Here is a 22,285-nt window from a genome sequence, read left to right as displayed (position 1 = left end):
TCCGAAGAGGCCGATCATGGTGAGAGTCACAGGCGCAGCGTTCGCGCTGCTGATTTCCGCACTGGCGTTCATAGCGCCCACCGCCGCGCAGGAGCGGGTGAGTCCGTACGATAGCAGCGACGTCATCGTCGAGTTCAACGTGATGGTTCCGATGCGCGACGGCGTGCGGCTGGCCACGGACGTCTATCGACCCGCAGCTGATGGCAAATATCCAGTGATTCTCGCGCGTGATCCCTACGACAACGGCTCGGATGACGATTCGGTGGCTGAAGGACACGCCTGGGCGAAGCGCGGCTACGTGTTTCTGCATCAGGACGTGCGCGGCCGCTACGATTCCGAAGGCAGCTTCTACACCTATTCGTCGGAAGGGGCGGACGGCTATGACTCTCAGCAGTGGGCTGGTTCGCAGTCCTGGTCGAGCGGCAAGGTCGGCATGCTCGGCGGCTCCTATCTCGCATCGGCGCAGTGGTTGAGTGCTCATTTGCGTGCACCGTCGCTGGTTGCCATCGCTCCGCGAATGACTCCCTACAACTACTACAAGGACGTCGCGTACCCGGGCGGCGCGTTGTCGTTGTCGTCACGCATCGATTGGGCAACGCTCATGGCCGGCCACACCAATCAGACGCGCAAGTACGATTGGAAACGAATGATGCGCCACCTGCCGCTCGCGACCATGGATCGGGCGCTGGGCCGCGACATGCCGCATTGGCGCGATTGGATCGCGCACCCCAGCTACGATTCTTTCTGGGAGGCATTGGACGTGGAGTCGCGCGCCGCCGAGACGGATGTTCCGGCGTACAGCATCGCCGGTTGGTACGACGTGTTCCAGCGCGGCAGTCTCACAAGCTTCTCCGACATGCGCACCAAGGCGCGCAGCCCACGTGCCCGCAACGGTCAGAAGCTCATCATCGGTCCGTGGCCGCACGCCGAGTTTCCCAAGCAACAACTGGGCGATCTGGATTTCGGGCCCGACTCCGTGGTCAAGTTCGAGACGCTACACCAGCGTTGGTTCGACTACTGGCTCAAAGGTCAGGACAACGGCGTGATGCAAGAGGCGCCGGTGAAGCTCTTCGTCATGGGCGAGAATCGCTGGCGTGACGAGCAGGAATGGCCGTTGGCCCGCGCTCAGTACACAAAGTTCTACTTACGCAGCGCCGGCAAGGCGAATACTCGCGCCGGCAACGGTCGATTGGAACGCACCGCGCCGGGCGCTGGCGAGCCGACGGATAGTTATATCTACGACCCGGAGAATCCGGTGCCGACCATCGGCGGCAATCTGATGTTTGCTCCGTTGCCGGCCGGCCCATTCGATCAGTCCTCGCTCGATGGCCGCGACGATGTGCTGATGTTCAGCACCGCGCCGCTGGACAAGGACGTCGAAGTGACCGGGCCGATTCTGGTGACGCTCTATGCCGCGTCCACCGCGCGAGACACCGATTTCACGGCCAAACTGCTCGACGTTCATCCAGACGGCAAGGCCTACAATCTGGTCGACGGCATCATCCGTGCGCGCTATCGAAAGTCGTTCGAGCAGCCGGCGTTGATCGAGCCGGGGGCCGTGAACGAGTACGTCATCGACCTGTGGGCCACCAGCAATCTATTCAAGAAAGGTCATCGCATCCGCATCGACATATCGAGCAGCAACTTTCCACGTTTCGATCGCAATCCGAACACGGGCAATGCCTTCGCCACGGATACCGGAACGCAATCGGCAACGCAGACCGTGTATCACAACAAGCGTTATCCGTCGCATGTCACGCTGCCGCTGATTCCGAGATAGCCCATGTCGGCGCAACCTCGAATCGTCCCCGTGGCGGAGCGCGCAGGCGAACGCGACACCATTCGTTCCATCGTCGGCGCGTCTTCGGGCAACCTGGTCGAGTGGTATGACTGGTACACCTACGCGGCGATGTCGTTGTACTTCGCGGACGCCTTCTTTCCCGGATCGAATCGTACTGCGCAGTTGCTGAACACCGCGGCCATCTTTGGTGTCGGCTTCCTGGTGCGGCCGCTCGGCGGCTGGCTGATGGGAACCTATGCCGATCGTCACGGCCGCAAGGCGGCGCTCACATTGTCGGTGCTGGTCATGTGCGCCGGATCGTTGATCATCGCGCTCACGCCGAAGTATGAAACCATCGGTGTCGCGGCTCCCATCATCCTGGTATTCGCCAGGCTGCTGCAGGGAATCAGCGTCGGCGGCGAGTACGGCGCGAGCGCGACGTATCTTTCCGAGATCGCGGCGGAAAATCGCCGAGGGTTCTACTCGAGCTTCCAGTACGTCACGCTCATCATGGGCCAGCTGCTGGCGCTCGGGACACTGATGCTGCTTCAGTTCGTGTTGCTGACGCCGGAGCAGTTGGAAGACTGGGGCTGGCGTATTCCGTTCGTCATCGGCGCAGGCTGTGCCTTGGTCGCGCTGTACATTCGTCGCAACCTGGTGGAGACGGAATCATTTACGCACGCAAAGCCACGAACGCCCGGCGTGAGTGTGTTGCGTACGTTGTTGGGTTACCCGCGACAGATCGCCATCGTGGTGGGGCTCACCATGGGCGGCACGCTCGCGTTCTACACATTCACCACCTACACCCAGAAGTTCCTGGTCAACACCGCGGGCATGAGCAAGGAGCATTCGACGCTGGTTCTGACAGCGGCGCTGTTCGCGTTCATGTGTTTGCAGCCGGTGTTCGGTGCGTTGTCCGATCGGATCGGGCGGCGACCCTTGCTCATCGGCTTCGGCGTGCTCGGCACATTGCTGACGGTGCCTGCGCTATCGATGCTGGCGACGGTAAGCTCGCCCGTGGTCGCCTTCCTGCTGATTCTCGGCATGTTGATCGTCGTCTCCGGCTACACCTCCATCAACGCGGTCGTGAAGGCCGAACTGTTTCCGGTGGAGATCCGCGCGCTCGGCGTCGCGCTTCCCTATGCGATCGCTGTTTCCGTCTTTGGCGGTAGCGCAGAGTATGTCGCGCTCTGGCTCAAAGAGCTGGGACACGAGGACCTGTTTTATAAGTACGTGGCTAGCTGCATCTTCATTTCCCTGCTGGTCTATCTGACCATGCCGGAAACGCGCAAGGTGAAGCTATGAGTCGCGAGATCCGTCCGGCGCTGAATGATTACGAGCGCGGCGAGACGGCGTACAACGCCTGCCTGGCCGATCAGCGCTTCGGTTACTACCTCTACGTGCCGACCCATTTCTCGTTCGAATCCGCCACGAGCTATAGGCTCGTGGTGCTGGTTCATGGCACGAACCGTACCCCGCAGATCTATCGAAGCTTGTTCGCGCCATTCGCCGAAGAGCATCGCTGCGTCGTGCTGACGCCGCTGTTTCCGGTGGGGATCATCGAGCCGCGCGAGCTCAACAACTACAAGTTCATCAAATTCCACGATATCCGCTACGACCTGGTGCTGCTAGCGATGATCGAGGAAGTCGCGAGCCGCTATGGATTGGACGCCCGGCGCTTCCTGTTGCACGGCTTTTCCGGCGGCGGTCATTTCGCGCATCGATTTTTTTACCTGCATCCGCGTCGGTTGTCGGGTGTTTCCATCGGCGCACCCGGGATGGTGACGTTGCTCGATGAGCGTCAGGACTGGCATTGCGGTGTGCGCGACTTCGAGGAGCAGTTCGGAGTGTCGTTGGATTACGCGTCGATGCGCGCTGTGCCCGTGCAGACCGTGATCGGAGCGGAAGACACCGACACTACGGAAATCACAATCGCACCGGACAGCAGACTGTGGATGGAGGGAGTCAACGACGCCGGCCGCACGCGGCTGGATCGCATCTCATCGCTGCGGGCCAGTCTGGAGCGTGCGGGCATCCAGGTACGTCACGATGTGGTCGCCGGTGTGGCACACCAAGGCTACGAGATTCTCGAACCGGTCAAAGCATTCTTTGCTTCGATACTCAACGTATAACTGTCGAGGGGGATACTGGCGTCATGGCAACGTTGGAAACTCACGGTGTGCGCGAGCCGCCGAGAACACTCGGGGGATTGTTACGTAACGTCGGTCCTGGCGTCGTGGTCGCCGGATCGGTCGTCGGCGCAGGCGAGCTGCTGGTCACGCCGCGCGTCGGCGCGCAGGTGGGTTTCATTTTCCTTTGGGGCGTGGTGTTCGCCTGCCTGGCGAAGTTCTTCATCCAGCTGGAGCTGGGTCGCCAATGCATCTTGCACAACCGCACCACCATCCAGATCCTGGATCGCATCCCCGGGCCGCGCTTTCGTAACACGTCCTGGCTCGTCTGGCTGTGCATCGCCGGCTATCTCTCGGTGACCCTCACGTTGATCGGTATTCTCGGGTCGGTCTCCGGCGTGCTGGCGGTGATTTTTCCCGGGATGTCACCTCGCGCCTGGGCGGTGGTGGTGTTCGTCGTGCTATCCATCCTGTTGTGGCGTGGGCTGTACAAGGACCTGGAAAAGATGGTCATGACGCTGGTCGCCAGCTTCAGCCTGGTCGTCGTCACGTCGCTGTTGCTATTGCAAGGCACGCCGTACGCCATTACGGCTCCGGAGATCGTGTCGGGTTTTGGTTTCGCGCTGCCTGCGGACGGCGCATTCGTCGCGCTCGCGTTGATGGGCGCTGTGGGCACGACAGCCGTAGAGCTGTTCATGTACCCCTACTGGGTGAAGGAGAAGGGTTACCCGGAATTTGTCGGTCCTCAGGAAGACACTCCGGAATGGCGTGCACGCTATCGCGGTTGGATGCGAGTGCTGACCACAGATGCCCTGGTCTGCACGTGCATCGCGCTCTTCGTCACCTGCGTCTATTACCTGCTGGGCGCGGCGGTACTGGCTCGTCTCAAAGTCCTTCCAGAAGGCGTGCGCGTGGTGGAGCAGGTGTCTCTGATCTTCACCAAGAGCTTCGGCGATTGGGCCTTCTACGTGTTCATGGTGGGCGCCCTCTGTACTTTGTTCGCCACCTTGCTGGTATTTTCCGCGTCCTCCGGGCGCATCGGTGCGGACTTTCTGAGACAGATCGGCGTGGGACGGTGGGACGCTGCCGGGCGCGCCCAGAGCGCAGTGAACTGGATGCGCACGCTGCAGATTGCGTTTCCGCTACTGTGGCTGTCGTTCATCCTGGTCGACCTGCGAACGCTGGACTTCGTGCTCAAGGGCGCCAACGCCAATAACATGTTCCTGATCCCGCTGGCGTATGGGGTGTTGCACCTGGCAATGCGTACGCCGACCCAGCAGCGCATGTCACTCGGGGTGGAGTGCTCGCTGCTGTTCACGATCTGGGCCATCTTGAACTTCACGGTGACCAACTTGTTTCATCTGTTTACGGCTTGAGGTCGTGATGCTGAGTCGAATGCTGTGGCTGGCGGTTGCCTGGAATGCGGCGGGGGCCGTCGCCGCGGCCGCTGAACCGACCGTACCGTTGCGGCTCACGCTCGATGAAGCAACCTGGATGTCGCTCGACATATCGCCCGACGGCTCGACTCTGGTGTTCGACGTGCTCGGCGATCTGTACACGTTGCCGGTCGCCGGCGGCGAAGCGATGCGAATCACTCAGGGAGCGGCGTTCGATATGCAGCCGCGCTTCTCGCCGGACGGCAAGCGCATCGTGTTCATCTCCGATCGCGACGGCGGCAGCCAGGTCTGGACAATTCAGTCCGATGGATCGAATCCGCGTGCGGTCACGAGCGACCCGCACGCGAGTTTCTCTTCTCCCGAATGGATGCCTGACGGCACGCGAATCGTGGCGAGCCGTCACGACGATCGGCAGCCCAATACCGCGCTCGATCTTTATTTGCTGTCGCTCGATGGCGCGGCGGGCACCAAGCTGGTCGACAAGCAAAAGGATGCGCTCGGCGCGGCCGTCTCACCGGACGGCCGTTGGATCTATTTCAATCTCACCACGGGTGGCGAAGGCGGCGCCGGCATCGAGCGCTTGAATGCCGCCACCGGCGAGACTCAGCCGTTCGTTCAAGGTTATGGCGGAGCCGTGCGTCCGGCGCTCAGCCCCGACGGCCGTTGGCTCGCGTTCGGACGTCGGTTCGATATGGAGCCGCGCCAGCGCATGGTATTGCGTGACCTGGCCACTGGCGCCGAACGAGTGCTGAACGTCGCTCTCGATTGGGATCAGCAAGGCAATTCTTTGCGCGATATGGATGAGCTGCCGGGATATGCGTTCACGCCAGACAGCTCCGCCATTCTGTACGCGGCGCGCGGCAAGATCCGGCGCCACGATATCGCGCGCGATGTTTCTACGGTGATTCCATTCATCGCGCACTTCGAGCAACAGCTCGAACGACGGCTTGAAGTAAAGAGTCGCATCGACGATGGGCCGGTACAGGCGAAGCTGCTTCGTTGGACTCATGAGAGTCCGGATCGCAAGACGTTGTTCTTCAGCGCCGCCGGCAAGAACTATCGCTATGACATCGCAAAGGCCACGGCACGGCCCATCGGGGACGGCCCGGGCTTGGAATATTCGCCAGCGATTTCACCGGATGGCCGGTGGCTGGCTTACGTGGGCTGGTCCGATCGGGAAGGCGCTCATATTTATAAGACATCGACGGTTCGCGGCCAGCCGATCCGCCTCACCCAAGTGGCAGGTCACTATGAGCACCTGGCGTGGTCGAGCGACGGTCGCAAGCTCGTCTTCCTGCAAAGCTCGGGCGGTGAGGCGCGGGGTGAGCCGAACCTCGAAGAGAACTTGCTGAAAAGTGTGCGTTGGATCGAGACGGCCTCGGCGGGGCCGACCCATCTCGTCGTCGAGGTGCAATCGCGCGGCGACCGTCGCCAGGAAATGCGCCCCAGCTTCGATGCGCGCGGCGAGCGCATCTACTTCTCCGAAACGCCGGCGAAGCGTCAGCCTACGACCTTGTACTCGATCCGCCTGGACGGATCGGATCGGCGCGCACTCATGCGTTTCAACTTCGCCGACGATCTGATGCCGTCGCCCGATGGCAAGTGGATCGCCTTCACCGAGCAGTTCGAGGTGTATCTCGCGCCGCTGTCCGGACCGGTTGGCGACACTCCGGTCGATGTGAAATTGAGTGGCGGAGCCGTGCCCGTCGTCAAGCTGAGCGAAGAGGGCGGTTACTTCGTCAACTGGACGCACGACGGTTCCGCGGTGACCTGGGGCTGGGGGCCGGAATATTTCCGCAGACCGTTCGATGGCTCGCTCCGCGAGGCCGCCAAACCATCGCGTACGGCGATCAAATTGAGCGAACCCCGCGCGGGCGCAAAGGGTGAAGTGCTGCTGCGGGGGGCGCGCATCATTTCGATGAGCGATGCGGGTGTGTTCGAGCGTGGCGATATCCTCATCGCCGACAATCGAATCAAAGCGGTTGCTGCGATGGGCGAGATCGCCGCGCCCTCGGCCAAGGTGATCGACGTGTCCGGCAAGACCATCATGCCGGGATTGATCGATGCCCACGCACACTATCGGGAAAATCGGAACGCGGAAATCTTTGTCGAGAACGATTGGGGCTACGTGACGCAGCTGGCGTACGGCGTGACCACGGTGCGCGATCCCTCGGCGCGTTCGCAATCCATCTTCACCCAGGCAGAAATGATCGAGATGGGCCGCACCCTCGGGCCACGTGTCTACAGCAGCGGTCAACCCATTTACTTCGCCGATACCGCCTTCTCGCGATCCGTCCAGAACCTGGAGGACGCACGCATGCAGGTGAGGCGCCTGAAAAAGCTCGGCGCGACCTCTATCAAACAATACACGCTGCCACGGCGCGATCAGCGACAGTGGCTGGTGCAAGCGGCGCGAGAAGAGGGGTTACCCATCATCCCCGAAGGCTCGCAGAAGATTGCGTTTGACCTGACCCTGCTGATGGATGGCTATACGACGCTGGAGCACTCCATCAAAACGGACACGCTCTATAGAGATGTGCGTTCGCTGATCACCGCCACGGGTACCTACTACGTGCCGACGCTGATCGTCGGGCCGAATGGCTCGGCGGAAGATTATTTCCTGCAGCACAGTGACGTGTTCCGGGATCCGCAGCTCCTGCGCTTTACTCCTTACGAGGAAATTGCCGTCAACGCGCGCCGTCGCGAGATGCGTCCGGAGGAGGATTTCTACTTCATGCAACTGGGCGCAAGCGCCGCGCAGATCGCGCACGAGGGCGGCAGGGTGGTGCTCGGTGCGCATGGCAATCGACAAGGATTGGGTGCGCATTGGGAGCTCTGGGCCATGGCGATGGGCGGCCTGTCGCCGCTGGAAACATTGCGCGCGGGCACGATTGCCGCCGCGCAGGCGCTCGGGCTGGAAGAGGATATCGGTTCATTACAGGCCGGTAAGATCGCCGACCTCATCGTGCTGGATGAGAACCCGCTCGTAGACATCCGCCATAGCAACTCGCTGCGATACGTCATCAAGAACGGTGTGATATGGAACGCGCGGACGATGGATGAGATCTGGCCACAGCAGAGACCGTTCGCCGGGTATTACTGGACGCATTGATCGATTGTCGGGATGCCGCTGTGGCTCACCGATTGTCGTAACGGCTGTAATCGAGCACACCCGCGGTAAGCGGCTCTGCGTGACGATATTTGCTCAGCATCTGATCGCTCACTGACCAGAAGCGAGGATCGGTACGGCGAACCCCGAAACGGTCCAGCAGCGCCCGATAGTCTTCTTCGTTACGCAGTTGCTGGATGCGGCTCACGAGTTGCGGCAGGTCCGCTTCGCTCACGTCGAGGAACACGTTGGGATAGGCGCCGATGACGCCGTTGGCCAAGGTCACACTGTCTTCCGCCACCAGACGGCGATTCGCTTCGCCGAACATGGAGGCGATGTTGGTGTAGGCGCTGTTACTCAACAGCGTGAGCAGGCCATGACCCTTGACGTTGATCAGCGTCACTTGCGGCACGACAGACGCGGCCACGCCGCGCAGGTTATCAAGCTCGGCGAGCGCCGCGATGCTACGGGCCGATAAGCCGGAGCGCGACAGATCGTTGCTCCGATTCAGGATCGGCGCCATTCGTTTGCGGAGCGCGACGAACAGTTCGGTCTTGGGATCGTCGGTGATTGCCTTGAAGGGCGGCAGCAACGCTTCGCGCTCGAAATAGGCATTCAGATATTCACGCACGTCCTTCTCGGCGCCGCGATACCACTGATCGATCTCGGCCTTGCGTCGCTCCGGCGGCAGGAAGCCGACGAAGTTCATTTCCGACTCCATGCGCAGAAAGTCCATATACATGCGGGTCATCGCCTGGTGCGAAGCCGTGCCATACACATCGAAGCCCGCGACCAACAGATAATGGATGCGTTCCAGAATGGGATAGTCGATCAGCCAGGCGGTTTGCGGCTGGGTGCCGACCATCCCTTGCACGACAGTGGCGCTGTCGTAATGACGGAACACGGTGAGCGCGGCATTCGGATTGTGTCCTTCGCCGTTCCAGAAGGTGTTGAGTCCGGCGGCGCGGAGCGCGTCGGCGTTCTTGCGAATGAAATTTCCCTTGGCTTCGAGGTAGCGACGCTGCGCGCCCGCGTAGCTGAGCCAATGGGTCATCGACCACAGTCCGCTTTCGACGCCGGCGGGCAATTTCAGATTCTCGTCCTGATTCGCCAGGAACTGCGAGAACTCCGGGCCGACCGCCGACTCCGGCGACGTGAAGAACACCCAGAACCGATCCTGGATGACGTCGAGTGCAACGTTGCCCCGGCACACCGGCCCCTTGATGAAGTTCATGATGGTGAACTCCGCTTCATCGAGCAGGAAGCTGTAACGCGACCGATAAGGAATGCGTTGGTAGGTGTAGAACGGGTTGGACGCGGTACGCGCGTCATAACCGGGGAGCGATTCGACGGTGTAGTCAGTATCGATGAACCACTTGCGCCACAGATCGCGGCGCGCCGGGGTCAACAGATAGGGCATGTGCGTCTTTGCGACGATGCTCGCGGGATCGCGCCACAGTCGGTAGTACACGCGCGGCACACCGGGATCGTCGTAGGGGCGGCGTGTGCTGATGATGTCGAGCGGTTGTCCGGGCGGTGTGCGTGAGCGGACCACCTTGAAGAACACGGTATCGGCGCCCTTGTCTTCGAAGTAGATGTGGGCGAGATATAAATGTTCGAACACGTAACGCGCGGCGAGCTGATGTTTCAAGCTGTCGCCGTTGAACAGCGTTTCCCAGTAGTTCAGCTCCTTGGTCATCTGGTCGCTGAGCGGTGCGAGCCCCGTGGCCGGCGCTCCCGCTGCCAACCAGCCGATGAGTTTGCCGTGCTCCTGGTCGCTGAGCGGCGGCAGGCCATAGGGCATGCCCCACAGCGGATACTTGTCAGCGAAGGTTTCGAACTCTTCGATTCTCGGGCATTGCTCGGCGCGACCCAGCGAGAAGTCGAAACTCTCCGGCAGGATCTTGCCTTCGGGTAACGGATGCTGTTGTTTGAGCTCGAGCATGCGGGCCAGCAGGCCGGCCTGCAGGTTGGCGGTGCTCTCGTCGCGGCGCTCGTTGAGCACCGGATGAAAGCCGCGTTCGCGCCATTGCGCCGTGGTCTGTGCGTCTTCGAACAGTCGCGACGTTGCGGCGGGTGTCAGTCGGGCGGAGTGATAGACGCGATCCTTGCTCCCTCCGCGCAGCATGCCTTCGTAGGAGTCGAGCTTGAGCTGGCACGGGGCGTCGTAGCAGCCATGACAGACGAGGCAGCGATTCTCCATCAACGGCCGAATGTCTTTTTCGTAAGACACTGGCGCCGAGCTCTCGGGCGTGAATTCTTTGGCCGCCGTCGTGCCGTATTGCGTATCGAGTTTTCGCGCGGCGAGCACGGCGCAGCCGGTGGCGAGCAAGAGCAGGGCGGCAACCAGCGGCCAGCGCAAGGGACGGGCTCGAATGTTCACGGATGCCTCTAGGAAGTGCGCAAACCGCGCTCGATCAGAATGCGCCAGATATCTTCGGCCGAGTCGGCGTAATCGAACAGCTGTAGATCGTCCGGGCTGATCATCGACTCTTCCAGCAGCACCTCGAGGTTCAACAAACGCTGCCAGTAGCGGCGGTCGAACATCACGATGGGAATGCTCGGAGCCTTGCCGGTCTGGCGCAACGTCAGCAATTCGAACAGCTCATCCATGGTGCCAAAGCCGCCCGGGAACACCACCAGCGCGTTGGCGCGCATGGCCAGGTGCATCTTACGCATCGCGAAGTAATGGAAGCGAAACGTCAGCTCCGGTGTGGTGTAGCGATTCGGCAGTTGTTCGTGCGGCAGGGTGATGTTGAAGCCGATGGTCGGCGCGTGGGCTTCGTAGGCACCGCGGTTCGCTGCTTCCATGATGCCCGGGCCGCCGCCCGTCGCGATCACATTGTCTCGCCATCGATCTCTGGGCGCTTTCGCGCCACCGCGCTCGCTCGCGATGCGCCCGAATTCACGCGCGGCCTCGTACCAACCCAACTGCCGCTCCATCTTCTGCCTCTCGGCATCGCTGGGCTGCACGGCCGCCTGCTTCCACGATTCCATTCGCTCCGGCGAGGGCACCCGCGCGCTACCGAAGACGATGATGGTCGAACGCACGCCCCAGTCCCGCAGCAGCAGATCCGCCTTGGAATACTCGAGGGCGAAGCGCGCGGCTCGCATTTCGTCTCGTAGCAGAAAATTGGTGTCTTCGACGGGGAGCAGGAAGCTGGGGGAATTGAGCTGGTCGGTGACCTCGGGAAGCGGGCTGGACATGATCGATAAGTGCCTGAGTCGGTGATTTCAGAGGCGATTTTGAAAGATGGCGCCGGTCGGCGCAACGAAATACGCAGGAACGGCCCGGGGTGGCCGATCGTTAGGGGGTGAGCTGCACGGGTTATACGAGCTGAAGGAGATGGAGGCCAACTCCCCAACGCGTCGATTGAGATCACCGACCTGGCGAGCCGTGCTGAAGTGGACCGCCCTCAGCGTGGCCGGACTGTTCGTTCTAATCCTGCTGTTATTGGCCTTCGCCGATTGGAACCGACTCAAGGGCCCGGTCGAGCGAATGGCCAGCGCGCGGTCGGGTCGGACGGTGAAGATCGACGGGCCGCTCGATGTGCACCTATGGTCGCTGACACCGCGGGCGAGCGTCGAAGGGCTGGTGATCGGCAACCCGCCTTGGGAAGCGAACCGCCCGATGGCGCGCATCGATCGGCTCAACGTGCAGCTGAAACTCCTGCCGTTATTCAAAGGAGACATCATCCTGCCGCGGGTCGAGCTGGTGCGGCCCGAGGTGTACTTGCATCGCGACGTTCAAGGACGCGCGAATTGGACATTCCAGAACACGCGTCCCAGCAATGCACCCGCAGGCAAGCCGCCCAAGCTGCCCGTGATCCGGGATTTTCTGATCGACGACGGTCGGCTGACGATTCGCGACGAGATTCTCAAGCTCAAAGTCGATGGCACCGTGCAGGCGCACGAGTCCATTGCCGAGAAAGAAACGTTCGCTTTTCACGTCAAGGGCAAGGGCACGATCAACGAACAGCCGTTCAATCTAAGCGTGGGCGGCGGCCCGTTGATCAATCTCGATCCGGACGAGCCGTATCCGTTCAAGTTACAAGTGCGGGCAGGGGATATTCGGGTCGAGTCCGACGGCACGGTCAAGAAGCCGTTCGATCTGGGCAAGGTCGCACTCAACGTTCATGCGAAAGGCGGCGACCTCGCCGATCTTTACTATCTGACGCAGCTTGCGTTGCCCAACACGCCGCCGTTTGAGCTGTCAGCGCATGTCGAGCGAAACGTGAAGATGGTGAAGGTGACGAAGCTGGCAGGCAAGGTTGGACAGAGCGATATCGGCGGTGCGCTGACTATCGATGCGTCCCGGAAGCGACCTGCCGTCACAGGAGATCTGCACTCTCGGCAGTTGCGACTGAAGGACCTCGCGGCCTCGCTGGGTTCCGAGCCAGAGACTCCTGGGTCACTGGAAGGTGCGGCTGAGGCATCGAAACCGGCGGCGAAGAATCCGAACGCGCGCTTGTTTCCAACGTCGCATCTGCAGGTCGATCGCGTTCGTGCCATGGATGCGGATGTGCGATTCGAAGCGCGGACCATCGATGCAGGCTCGGTCCCTATGCAGAAGGTTGCATTTCACGTGAAGTTGGACGATGGCGTGCTAGCCCTTGCGCCGTTTGAGCTCGAACTGCCCCAAGGTCAGTTGAGCGGCACCGCTCGAATCGATGCCCGCGGCAAGATTCCGCAGACCAAGCTGGATCTTCGGGCGAAGGATGTGCAGCTCGATCAGTTGAAAGGCAAGAAGCCCGATGCACAGCCGCCATTGACCGGTGTGCTCCAGGGGCGAGCCGTCATCGAGGGCCAGGGGGATTCGGTGCACGACTTGATGGCGGATGCAGACGGGCGCGTCTCGTTCATTTTACCGAGCGGACAGGTCAACGCGGCGTTCGCCGAGCTCACCGGCATCAACGTCGCGCGCGGCTTGGGGCTGCTGTTGAAAGGCGACGATGAGAAGGCGCCGATTCGCTGCGGGGTCGCTCAATTCGAGGTGAAGGACGGTAGGATGCGCGCTGACAATGTGGTCTTCGACACGAAGGATGTGCGCATCCAGGGCCGTGGCGAGATTCGTCTGGGGCCCGAGGAGCTCGATCTTTCCATCAAGGGCGAGCCGAAAAAACTTCGCATCGCGCGACTGCGCACGCCGGTCGAGGTCCATGGGCACCTGCGCGATCCGAGCATCGGCGTGGATGTGGGTAAGGTGGCGACGCAGGGCGCAGTCGCGACCGCAATCGGCGCCGTGCTCACGCCGATTGCCGCAATCGTTGCTTTCGTCGATCCGGGCCTGGCGAAGAACGAAAACTGCGCGGCACTGCTGGACAGCGCTTAGACCGGGTTGTCGTCGATCGAATGCCGGACGTCGGCCAGCAGCTTCATCAGTTGCTCGATCTGTCGCTCGTTCAAGCCCGCAAACATTTTGTCGACCCACGCTTCGTGGGCCCGCGCCATCTTCTGAAACGATTCCCGGCCTTTACGGGTGAGCCGCACCGTGGCTACCCGCCCGTCGTCGGATTCAAACGTGCGTACCACCATCGATTCCTCGATCAGGCGGTTCACGATGCCCGTGACATTGCCATTGGAAACCAGCAGGGCGGCGGACAGTTGGCTCATGGTGAGGCCGTCCGGCTCGCGCTCCAGTGCCGCCATCGCGTCGAAACGCGGCAGCGTCGACTCGAAATCCTGCTCGAGGCGGGCCCGGACGCGCCGCTCGATGATCATCGAGCAGCTGAGCAGCCGCAGCCAAAGGCGCAGGGACGCTTTGCTATGAGGCGCGCCGCCGAGCTTTTCGGCGAAGGCGGGCGGTGGCGCTGAGGAGGAGGTGGACATGGGCGGATCCGGGATACTTTAATGCTAAAAGAGTGTGGGGCGCTCGACAATGCCGATTGCTGCCCGCATCCGGGGGCGCAGGTCCTCCGGCCAAGGCATGGATTTCTTCAGCGCCGTATTCATGCAGACCAGCACGCCCGAGGCGCGCAGCCGCTCAGTGCCATTGGCGGAGACGGAGTAGTTCAGCGTGCAGCTGGACTGCCCGAGGCGGGTGGGCTCGATGCGAATGGTGAGCACGTCGCCGAGCTCGCTGGGCGCTAGGAATTCGCACTCGAGCTTGACGGTCGGCACGCCCATCTGGCGCTGCCGATGCATGCTGTTGAACGGGCACCCCAAGGACTCGAACCAATCCTCGACCGCGCCATTCAACATCTCGAAATAGCGCGGATAGAAAACGATGCCGGCGCCATCCACGTGCGCGAAACGCACCTGGGCCTGGGTCGTGAAGGTCATATCGGCTCCCACCATCGCAGCTTGCGCTCGCCAGTCTATAGGCGCATATTTTAGGCATCAACCAATTTCGGTGGGCTCATGAGAATCGTGTGCATTGGCGGCGGTCCGGCCGGGCTGTACTTCGCGCTGTTGATGAAGCGCAAGCATCCCGCGCACCAGATCACTGTGGTGGAGCGCAACCGGCCCTTCGACACCTTCGGTTGGGGTGTGGTGTTCTCGGATGCAACGATGCAATCGATGCGTCAGTGGGACCCCGAGACCGCCAGCACGATTGAGGACGCCTTCAATCATTGGGACGACATCGAGCTGATCTTCAAGGGGCGCAAGATCCGCACCACCGGTCATGGGTTCGTGGGGATCGGCCGCAAGAAGATGCTCAATATCCTGCAGAACCGCTGCATCGAGTTGGGCGTCGAGCTGGTGTTCGAGCGCGAGGTCAATAGCGACACCGAGTTTCCCGATGCCGATTTGATCATTGCCGCGGATGGCGTTAATTCGAAGATTCGCCTCAAGTACCCGGAGGTCTTCCGACCGGACCTGCAGGTTCGTAACAACCGGTTCATCTGGCTGGGCACCGACAAGGTGTTCGAGGCCTTTACCTTCGATTTTCGCAAGACCGAGCACGGCTGGTTCCAGGCGCACATCTATAAATTCGACGCGGAGACTTCGACCTTCATCGTCGAAACCACCGAGGAGACCTTTAAGGCGCACGGGCTCGACCGGGCCGACCAGGATCAGTCGATTGCCTTTTGCGAAAAAATATTTGCCGACACCCTCGACGGCCACAAGCTGCTGACCAATGCCCGGCATCTGCGCGGCTCGGCGTGGCTGAACTTCAACCGCCTGATCTGCGAGCGCTGGAGTCATTTCAACGGCAACAGCCATGTCGTGCTGATGGGCGACAGCGCGCACACGGCGCACTTTGCGATCGGGTCGGGCACCAAGCTGGCGATCGACGATGCCATCGAGCTCACGCGCCAGTTCGAGATCGCCGGACACGATGCCAAAAACATTCCGGCCGTGCTGGCGGCTTACGAAGAAGTGCGTCGCGTGGATGTGGCTCGTATTCAGAATGCCGCACGTAATGCGATGGAGTGGTTCGAGGTCGTCGGTGAACGGTACGCCGATCAGCTCGAGCCCGAGCAGTTCATGTATTCGATGCTGACCCGCTCGCAGCGGATCAGTCACGAAAATCTTCGCCTGCGCGACAAGCAGTGGCTGGAGGGTTACGAGCGCTGGCTCGCGGCCCGCGCAGGTGTCGACCCTGCGACCTCCGGTGTCGTGCCGCCGATGTTTACTCCTTTCAAGCTTCGCGGCTTGACCCTTCACAATCGCATCGTGGTCTCGCCCATGGCGATGTATTCGGCCAATGACGGCGTGCCCAACGATTTTCATATGGTGCACTTGGGCACGCGGGCGATGGGCGGCGCCGCGCTGGTGTTCCCGGAGATGACGTGCGTCTCGCCCGACGCTCGCATCACGCCGGGCTGTCTCGGGCTTTGGAATGACACGCAAGCCGAAGCGTTCCGTCGCATCGTCGACTTCGTCCACAACGAAACGGGGGCGAAGATCGGCGTTCAACTCGGTCATGCGGGGCGCAAAGGCGCGACCAAAGTGGCGTGGGAGGGCATCGATCAGCCGCTGGAGCAGGGCGCCTGGCCGTTGATCTCGGCCTCCGCGTTGCCTTACCTGAAACATTCTTCGGTCCCGCGAGAGATGACACGAGCCGATATGGATCGAGTCGTCGCGGACTTTGTGGCGGCTGCTGAACGCGCGGCGCAGGTGGGCTTTGACATCCTCGAGCTGCATGCGGCCCACGGTTATTTGCTCTCAAGCTTCCTGTCACCGCTCACGAATGTGCGAGACGATGAGTATGGTGGCTCACACGAGAATCGCGCACGGTTTCCGCTGGAAGTGTTTCGTGCCATTCGCGCTGTGTGGCCGGAGGACTTGCCGATCTCGGTGCGGTTGTCTACTCACGATTGGCATGAGGGCGGCAACACGCCCGAAGATGCGGCGATCTTTGCTCAGATGTTCAAGGACGCGGGCGCGGACTTGATCGACTGCTCCTCCGGGCAGGTGGTGAAAGAGGAGAAGCCGGTCTACGGCCGACTCTTTCAGACGCCGTTTTCAGACAAGATTCGCAATGAGGTCGGCATCCCGACCATCGCGGTCGGCGCCATTTCGGAAGCCGATCACGCCAACTCCATCATCGCCGCGGGGCGCGCGGATCTTTGCGCCGTCGCTCGGCCTCACTTGGCGGATCCGTTCTTTGTGATTCACGAAGCGGCCAAGATTGGCTTCAAGCCACAGGTGTGGCCCAAGCAATACTTGTCAGCCCGCGGTCAGTACGAGGCGAATCTCGCTCGGGCGGCCGCTGAAGCGGCGGGGCGGCCGCGATGACGCGACATGCATTTATCACAGGCGGTGGCACTGGCATCGGCATGGCGATTGCTCTGCGCCTGGCCGCTGACGGATTTTCCGTGTCGGTGGCAGGCCGCCGCGCGTCGCCGCTGAATGAGGTTGCCGCGAAGATTGTCCAATCCGGCGGAAAGGCGATCGCCATTCCAGACTTCGATGTCACGGACGCGGCGGGCGTCGAAGTCGGCGTGGCGAATGCGATCGGGCAGCACGGCGATGTTTCGATACTGGTCAATTGCGCGGGTGAAGCGCCGTCCGCTTCGTTCGATAAGACCACGCTCGCGGCGTGGAATCGGGTTCTCGCCATCAACTTGACCGGCGTTTTTCTGGTAACGCAGGCGGTGCTGCCGTCGATCAAACGCGTCGGCAGCGGGCGGATTGTTAACGTCGCGAGTACCGCAGGTCTCGTCGGATATCCGTACGTGTCCGCTTACTGCGCGTCGAAGCACGGTGTGGTCGGACTAACGCGAGCGTTGGCCCTGGAGCTCGCTCGCACGTCGATCACCGTGAACGCCGTGTGTCCCGGGTTTACAGATACGCCGCTGATCGACAGTGCAATCGAAACCATCGTCGGCAAGACCGGGCGCACTCCCGAGGAGGCGCGGGCGACGCTCGCGCGCAGTAATCCGCAAGGACGGTTGGTGTTACCGGCCGAAGTGGCTGACGCCGTCGCGTGGCTGGTGGCCGAGGGCGCATCGTCGATCACGGGGCAGTCGATCGCGGTCGCCGGCGGCGAGATCATGACGGGCTAGAGGCTGCAGAATCCATGAGTAACCCGATGTTGGATCGTAAGATCGCCTTCCAGGGCTTTCGACCGAAACATTTCCTGTTCGAGACCGATGCCGAAGGGCGGGTGGCCACCATCACCCTCAATCGGCCGGAGAAAAAGAATCCGCTGACGTTCGACAGCTATCAGGAACTGGGCGATTTGTTTCGTGCGCTGAACCGGGCCAGCGATGTGCGCGTCGTGGTGCTGGCCGGGGCCGGCAACAATTTCTGCTCCGGGGGCGATGTGTTCGAAATCATCGAGCCCCTGACCAAGATGGCGATGCCGGAGCTCCTGGCCTTCACTCGCTTGACGGGTGAGTTGGTGCGTCAGATGCGTGCGTGTCCACAGCCGATCATCGCTGCCGTCGATGGTGTATGTGCCGGCGCGGGCGCCATTCTGGCGATGGCTTCCGACTACCGGCTCGCCACGCCGGAGGCGAAGACCGCATTTTTGTTTACTCGAGTGGGTCTGGCCGGCGCAGATATGGGCGCCTGCGGAATTCTTCCGCGCATCATCGGTCAAGGCCGTGCTGCCGAGTTGTTGTTCACCGGTCGTTCCATGTCCGCGGAGGAGGGGCGCGCCTGGGGGTTTTACAACGGGTTGCATGACCGGGCGACGTTGTTGTCCGAAGCGCAGCGCTTTGCGACTGACCTGGCCAACGGGCCGTGGTTCGCGCACTCGATGACCAAGAAGATGCTCGACCAGGAATGGTCGATGAGCATCGATCAATTGCTCGAAGCCGAAGCGCAGGCGCAGGCCATTTGTATGGCGACGGGCGATTTCCGCCGGGCGTTCGACGCGTTTGCAAGCAAGTCCAAGCCGCAGTTCCAGGGAAACTGAACCATGCTTGCTCCCTCTCGCGACCATTTGCAGTGGCCCTTCTTCGGAGCCGAGCACCGCGCGCTGGCCAATGATCTCGATGTCTTTGTTCGAGCCGGTGGGCTCGGTGCCATCGACCATGGGGACGCTGACGCCGCGTGCAAGGCATTAGTTCGGAGACTCGGCGACGCGGGGTTTCTGAGTCATTGCGTTCCGCGAGCGTTTGGTGGTGCAAGCGAGGAGATCGATAGCCGCGCGTTGTGCGTGCTACGCGAGACCTTGGCCTATCACGACGGACTCGCCGATTTTGCATTCGCCATGCAGGGATTGGGGACGGGGGCGATCAGCCTGTCCGGCTCGGAGCAGATGAAACACCGGGTGCTCCCGAAGATCGCGCAAGGCGCATTGATTTCGGCCTTCGCCTTGACCGAGCCCGAAGCGGGATCGGACGTCGCCGCGATGAGTGCTTCTGCTGTCAAAGACGGCAATGAGTATGTGCTCAACGGCGAGAAGACCTTTATCTCGAATGGCGGCATCGCTGACGTGTACACCGTGTTTGCGCGGACGGGTGAAGCGCCGGGCACGCGCGGCATCTCCGCGTTCGTTGTGTTTGCTGATACGTCCGGCTTTGAGATTGTCGAGCGCATCCAAACCATCGCGCCTCATCCGCTGGCGCGGATTCGATTCAACGATTGTCGAGTCCCCGCGACCGACCTGTTGGGCACGCCGGGCGAAGGATTCAAGATTGCGATGCGTACGCTGGATATTTTCCGGCCGTCGGTCGCGGCAGCCGCCAATGGATTCGCTCGACGTGCGCTCGACGAGGCCGTCGTGCATGCACGAGGACGAAAGATGTTTGATGCGACCTTGGCCGATCTGCCCACCACGCAAAGCCGGTTGGGAGAGATGGCAACGGCCATCGATGCCGCGGCCCTGTTGACCTTGCGAACCGCGTGGCAGCGGGATGTGCAGAAACGGCCCACCACCCGTGAGGCGGCCATGGCCAAGATGACTGCGACGGAAAATTCGCAGTGGGTCATCGATCAAGCGTTGCAGCTGTTCGGCGGCCGAGGCGTGCGGAGTGGAGAGATCACCGAGACTCTGTATCGGGAGATCCGCGCCTTGCGAATCTACGAGGGCGCCACCGAAGTGCAGAAGCTCATCATCGGTCGCGAACTGATGAAATCATCGAGTTGAGGACGTATCCAAGATGACCGCCACTCCGCATCGAATTCTGCAACCGTCGGGTTGGGTCAAGCCCAGCGGTTATTCCAATGGCATCGAGGCTCGCGGCCGAACGATTTATGTGGGCGGTCAGATTGGCTGGAACGGTCAAGGCAAGTTCGAGGCGCGCGATCTCGCGGGTCAGGTCCGTCAGACGTTGCAGAACATCGTGGATATCCTGGCGGAGGCGGGGGCCGGGCCGGAGCACGTCACCTCGATGACCTGGTACGTGCTCGACCGCAAGGCGTACTCCGCATCGCTCAAGGAGATCGGTGCCTCCTATCGAGCCACCATGGGAAGAAATTTTCCCGCGATGGCCGTCGTGGAGGTGTCGGGATTGGTCGAAGACGAAGCGCTCGTCGAGATCCAGGCGACCGCAGTTATTCCCGACTAATGCGTGGCGGCGGGCGCTTCAGCCGGCCGCATCGCGAACGCTGAGATCGCCGTAAACATATATTGCGACTGGCTCTGCAAGTCGGTCGCGGTCTGCAGCAGCTTCTGAGCCGCGTGCGCGTCGCGCTGGGTGATCGTATCCATCTGCGTGACGGCTTGACTGATCTGTTCGACGCCGGCCGCCTGCTCGCGGCTGGCGCCCTCGATGTCCTGAATCATCTGGCTGACGCGTTTCACCGAGTCGACCACCAGGCCCATGGAGCTTTCTGCTTCGCCGGCGAGCTCGCTGCCGCGGGTCACGGCCTCGCTCGACGTGCTGATGAGATTTTTGATCTCCTTGGCGGCGGTCGCTGAACGTTGCGCGAGGCTGTGGACCTCTTGAGCGACGACCGCGAAGCCGCGACCTTGTTCACCGGCTCGTGCGGCTTCCACCGCGGCATTCAACGCCAGCAGATTGGTCTGGAACGCAATGCCGTCGATGAGGCCGACGATATCTCCGATCCGCCGAGACGAATCCAGAATCGAGCCCATCGTGGCGTGCATATCGCCGACGATGCGTCGACCGCGTGCGGTCAGCTCGAACGATTCGTTCGCAAGTCCAGCCGCCTGCCGCGCGCCTTCGGTATTGCGCTCCACCGTCGCGGTAATTTGCTCGATCGATGCGGCGGTCTGCTCCAGGCTCGCGGCATGTTCCTGAGTGCGATTGGAGATATCGCTGCTGGCGTTCACCACGTGCGAGACACCGCCGTGAACTTCGGTTGCGGCCTGGTGATTGTCTTTGAGCACGCCATGCAGCTTCACGCGCAGTTGCTCGAACCCTTCAGCGAGTGCATCGATGCACTGAACGGCATCGCTCGAGATGCGTGTCTGCGTGTCGCCGCTCAGGAGTTTCGACGCCGCAGTCTGTAGCTGTCGCACCGGTCTCGCTACGTATCGCTGCACGTAGTAAAGATTGGCACAGACCAAGCTGATAGCTGCCAGGCTCAACCACGCGGTGATGCCCATGCCTGTCGAGCGTACGCTCGTGATCAAGATGGCGGAGAGCAGTGTCATGAGCGTGCCCAGCACGAGCCAGGAGCCTCGCTCCAGCGACAGATGCGTGACCAGCCGTCCCAGTCGACTCACCAGCGACATGTCGCGGATGCGGCCTCGAACGATCTGAATATTGTGAGCCCGACCGTTGCGAATGTCGGCATACACGCGCTCGGCCTGTGCAATCTCCGCTCGCGTGGGCTTGGTGCGAACGGACATGTAGCCGACGATGCGCCCGCGCTCTTCCACCATGGGAGTGACATTGGCGCGGACCCAGTAGAAGCCACCGTCCTTGCGACGATTCTTGACGATGCCGCTCCAGCTCTGGCCGGCGCCAATGGTTGCCCACAGGTCCGCGAACGCCTCCTTGGGCATGTCGGGATGACGCACGATGTTCTGCGGCTGACCCATGCATTCTTCGAGCGAGAACTGGCTGCTCGCGAAGAATGCGGGGTTGGCATAAGTAATCCGGCTGGTGAGGTCCGTATGCGTGATGATGACCTCGTCGTCGGGCAGAACGTATTCGGCCCGGGTCACTGGCCCGTTGTTTTGCATCTTGCAGTTTGCTCTGGACTCTCTTCTTCATCCCTGTTGTCGACCCGGCGGCGGGAGAGTTGAGCCAGGGGTAGCCCTTAGCCTCTAGGGACGAATCCGACGTGACAGGCCGCGCCATGATCGAGCATGTATGCAAGCGCCCGGCTCACGTCAGAGCATCGAACCCGGCTCTGCGCCCGCATCCGTGGCATCGGCGCGTCATGATTTACTAATCGACGTTCAACTGTAAGTTCATGAAACATCGCGACGTTGAGGCGCAACGTCCGCGCCCTGGCGAGCTCAGGCAAGGCGTCTGGCCGACTTATTGCAACATTTCTTTTGCGCTGTCGATGCTGGTGCGCTGAATGAGCTGTTCCAAGGCAGGAGCGGCGGGCG

The 22,285-nt window shown here is 61.6% G+C and carries 16 protein-coding genes; 11 read left to right on the top strand and 5 right to left on the bottom strand.

What is annotated here, in order from left to right; translation table 11 throughout:
- Positions 1–16: 16 nt before the first annotated feature.
- Genes ACFPN2_RS25385 through ACFPN2_RS25365 form a run of 5 tightly spaced genes read left to right on the top strand, consistent with a single transcriptional unit; the run spans position 17 to position 8,418 of the window.
- Positions 17–1,780, top strand: coding sequence for a CocE/NonD family hydrolase (locus ACFPN2_RS25385; protein WP_380601829.1), 1,764 nt, complete (start codon positions 17–19; stop codon positions 1,778–1,780).
- Between the two features lie 3 nt (positions 1,781–1,783).
- Positions 1,784–3,085: an MFS transporter gene (locus ACFPN2_RS25380; protein ID WP_380601827.1), complete on the top strand. Its 1,302-nt coding sequence runs from the start codon at positions 1,784–1,786 to the stop codon at positions 3,083–3,085.
- Positions 3,082–3,912 (top strand): alpha/beta hydrolase family protein, encoded by an 831-nt coding sequence (locus tag ACFPN2_RS25375; protein ID WP_380601825.1) that lies wholly within the window; start codon positions 3,082–3,084, stop codon positions 3,910–3,912. Before ACFPN2_RS25380 ends, ACFPN2_RS25375 begins: the two co-directional genes overlap by 4 nt.
- A 23-nt stretch (positions 3,913–3,935) precedes the next feature.
- Positions 3,936–5,285: an Nramp family divalent metal transporter gene (locus tag ACFPN2_RS25370; RefSeq protein ID WP_380601823.1), complete on the top strand. Its 1,350-nt coding sequence runs from the start codon at positions 3,936–3,938 to the stop codon at positions 5,283–5,285.
- Between the two features lie 7 nt (positions 5,286–5,292).
- Entirely contained in the window at positions 5,293–8,418 is a 3,126-nt protein-coding gene (locus ACFPN2_RS25365) for an amidohydrolase family protein (RefSeq protein WP_380601821.1), read from the top strand.
- A 25-nt stretch (positions 8,419–8,443) separates the two neighbouring features.
- Here the strand turns inward: ACFPN2_RS25365 and ACFPN2_RS25360 are convergent, their stop codons facing one another.
- Together ACFPN2_RS25360 and ACFPN2_RS25355 are read right to left on the bottom strand one after the other, a co-directional pair.
- The gene (locus ACFPN2_RS25360) at positions 8,444–10,798 is read right to left on the bottom strand and encodes a fatty acid cis/trans isomerase (protein ID WP_380601819.1); all 2,355 of its coding nucleotides are present in this window, start codon (positions 10,796–10,798) and stop codon (positions 8,444–8,446) included.
- 8 nt (positions 10,799–10,806) lie between these two features.
- Positions 10,807–11,622 carry an LOG family protein gene (locus tag ACFPN2_RS25355; RefSeq protein ID WP_380601817.1) on the bottom strand — a complete coding sequence of 272 codons (816 nt, stop codon included), beginning with the start codon at positions 11,620–11,622 and terminating at the stop codon, positions 10,807–10,809.
- Positions 11,623–11,788: 166 nt separating this feature from the next.
- On the opposite strand from ACFPN2_RS25355, the gene ACFPN2_RS25350 reads away from it, so the two are divergent.
- Positions 11,789–13,747: an AsmA family protein gene (locus ACFPN2_RS25350; RefSeq protein WP_380601815.1), complete on the top strand. Its 1,959-nt coding sequence runs from the start codon at positions 11,789–11,791 to the stop codon at positions 13,745–13,747.
- Here ACFPN2_RS25350 and ACFPN2_RS25345 read toward each other — a convergent pair.
- Together ACFPN2_RS25345 and ACFPN2_RS25340 are read right to left on the bottom strand one after the other, a co-directional pair.
- Entirely contained in the window at positions 13,744–14,136 is a 393-nt protein-coding gene (locus ACFPN2_RS25345) for a MarR family winged helix-turn-helix transcriptional regulator (protein ID WP_380601813.1), read from the bottom strand. The two genes, ACFPN2_RS25350 and ACFPN2_RS25345, sit on opposite strands and share 4 nt — an antisense overlap.
- A gap of 132 nt (positions 14,137–14,268) precedes the next feature.
- Positions 14,269–14,697, bottom strand: coding sequence for an acyl-CoA thioesterase (locus ACFPN2_RS25340; RefSeq protein WP_380601811.1), 429 nt, complete (start codon positions 14,695–14,697; stop codon positions 14,269–14,271).
- Positions 14,698–14,775: 78 nt separating this feature from the next.
- Here ACFPN2_RS25340 and ACFPN2_RS25335 point away from each other — a divergent pair, with 78 nt between their 5' ends.
- Genes ACFPN2_RS25335 through ACFPN2_RS25315 form a run of 5 tightly spaced genes read left to right on the top strand, consistent with a single transcriptional unit; the run spans position 14,776 to position 20,324 of the window.
- Positions 14,776–17,100 carry a bifunctional salicylyl-CoA 5-hydroxylase/oxidoreductase gene (locus tag ACFPN2_RS25335; protein ID WP_380601809.1) on the top strand — a complete coding sequence of 775 codons (2,325 nt, stop codon included), beginning with the start codon at positions 14,776–14,778 and terminating at the stop codon, positions 17,098–17,100.
- Entirely contained in the window at positions 17,097–17,870 is a 774-nt protein-coding gene (locus tag ACFPN2_RS25330; RefSeq protein ID WP_380601807.1) for an SDR family NAD(P)-dependent oxidoreductase, read from the top strand. The genes ACFPN2_RS25335 and ACFPN2_RS25330 overlap by 4 nt, the downstream gene beginning before the upstream one ends.
- 14 nt (positions 17,871–17,884) lie before the next feature.
- Positions 17,885–18,727 (top strand): enoyl-CoA hydratase family protein, encoded by an 843-nt coding sequence (locus tag ACFPN2_RS25325; protein WP_380601806.1) that lies wholly within the window; start codon positions 17,885–17,887, stop codon positions 18,725–18,727.
- Between the two features lie 3 nt (positions 18,728–18,730).
- The gene (locus ACFPN2_RS25320; RefSeq protein WP_380601804.1) at positions 18,731–19,903 is read left to right on the top strand and encodes an acyl-CoA dehydrogenase family protein; all 1,173 of its coding nucleotides are present in this window, start codon (positions 18,731–18,733) and stop codon (positions 19,901–19,903) included.
- Positions 19,904–19,916: 13 nt separating this feature from the next.
- Positions 19,917–20,324 carry a RidA family protein gene (locus ACFPN2_RS25315; protein ID WP_380601802.1) on the top strand — a complete coding sequence of 136 codons (408 nt, stop codon included), beginning with the start codon at positions 19,917–19,919 and terminating at the stop codon, positions 20,322–20,324.
- On the opposite strand, the gene ACFPN2_RS25310 is transcribed toward ACFPN2_RS25315, so the two are convergent.
- On the bottom strand, positions 20,321–21,910 hold the full coding sequence (locus ACFPN2_RS25310) for a methyl-accepting chemotaxis protein (protein WP_380601800.1): 1,590 nt from the start codon (positions 21,908–21,910) through the stop codon (positions 20,321–20,323). The genes ACFPN2_RS25315 and ACFPN2_RS25310 overlap by 4 nt on opposite strands.
- Positions 21,911–22,285: the final 375 nt, after the last annotated feature.

The organism is Steroidobacter flavus (assembly GCF_042651805.1).
In the GTDB taxonomy this organism is placed as follows: Bacteria; Pseudomonadota; Gammaproteobacteria; order Steroidobacterales; family Steroidobacteraceae; genus Steroidobacter; species Steroidobacter flavus.
This window is presented reverse-complemented; position numbering and strand designations above follow the sequence as displayed.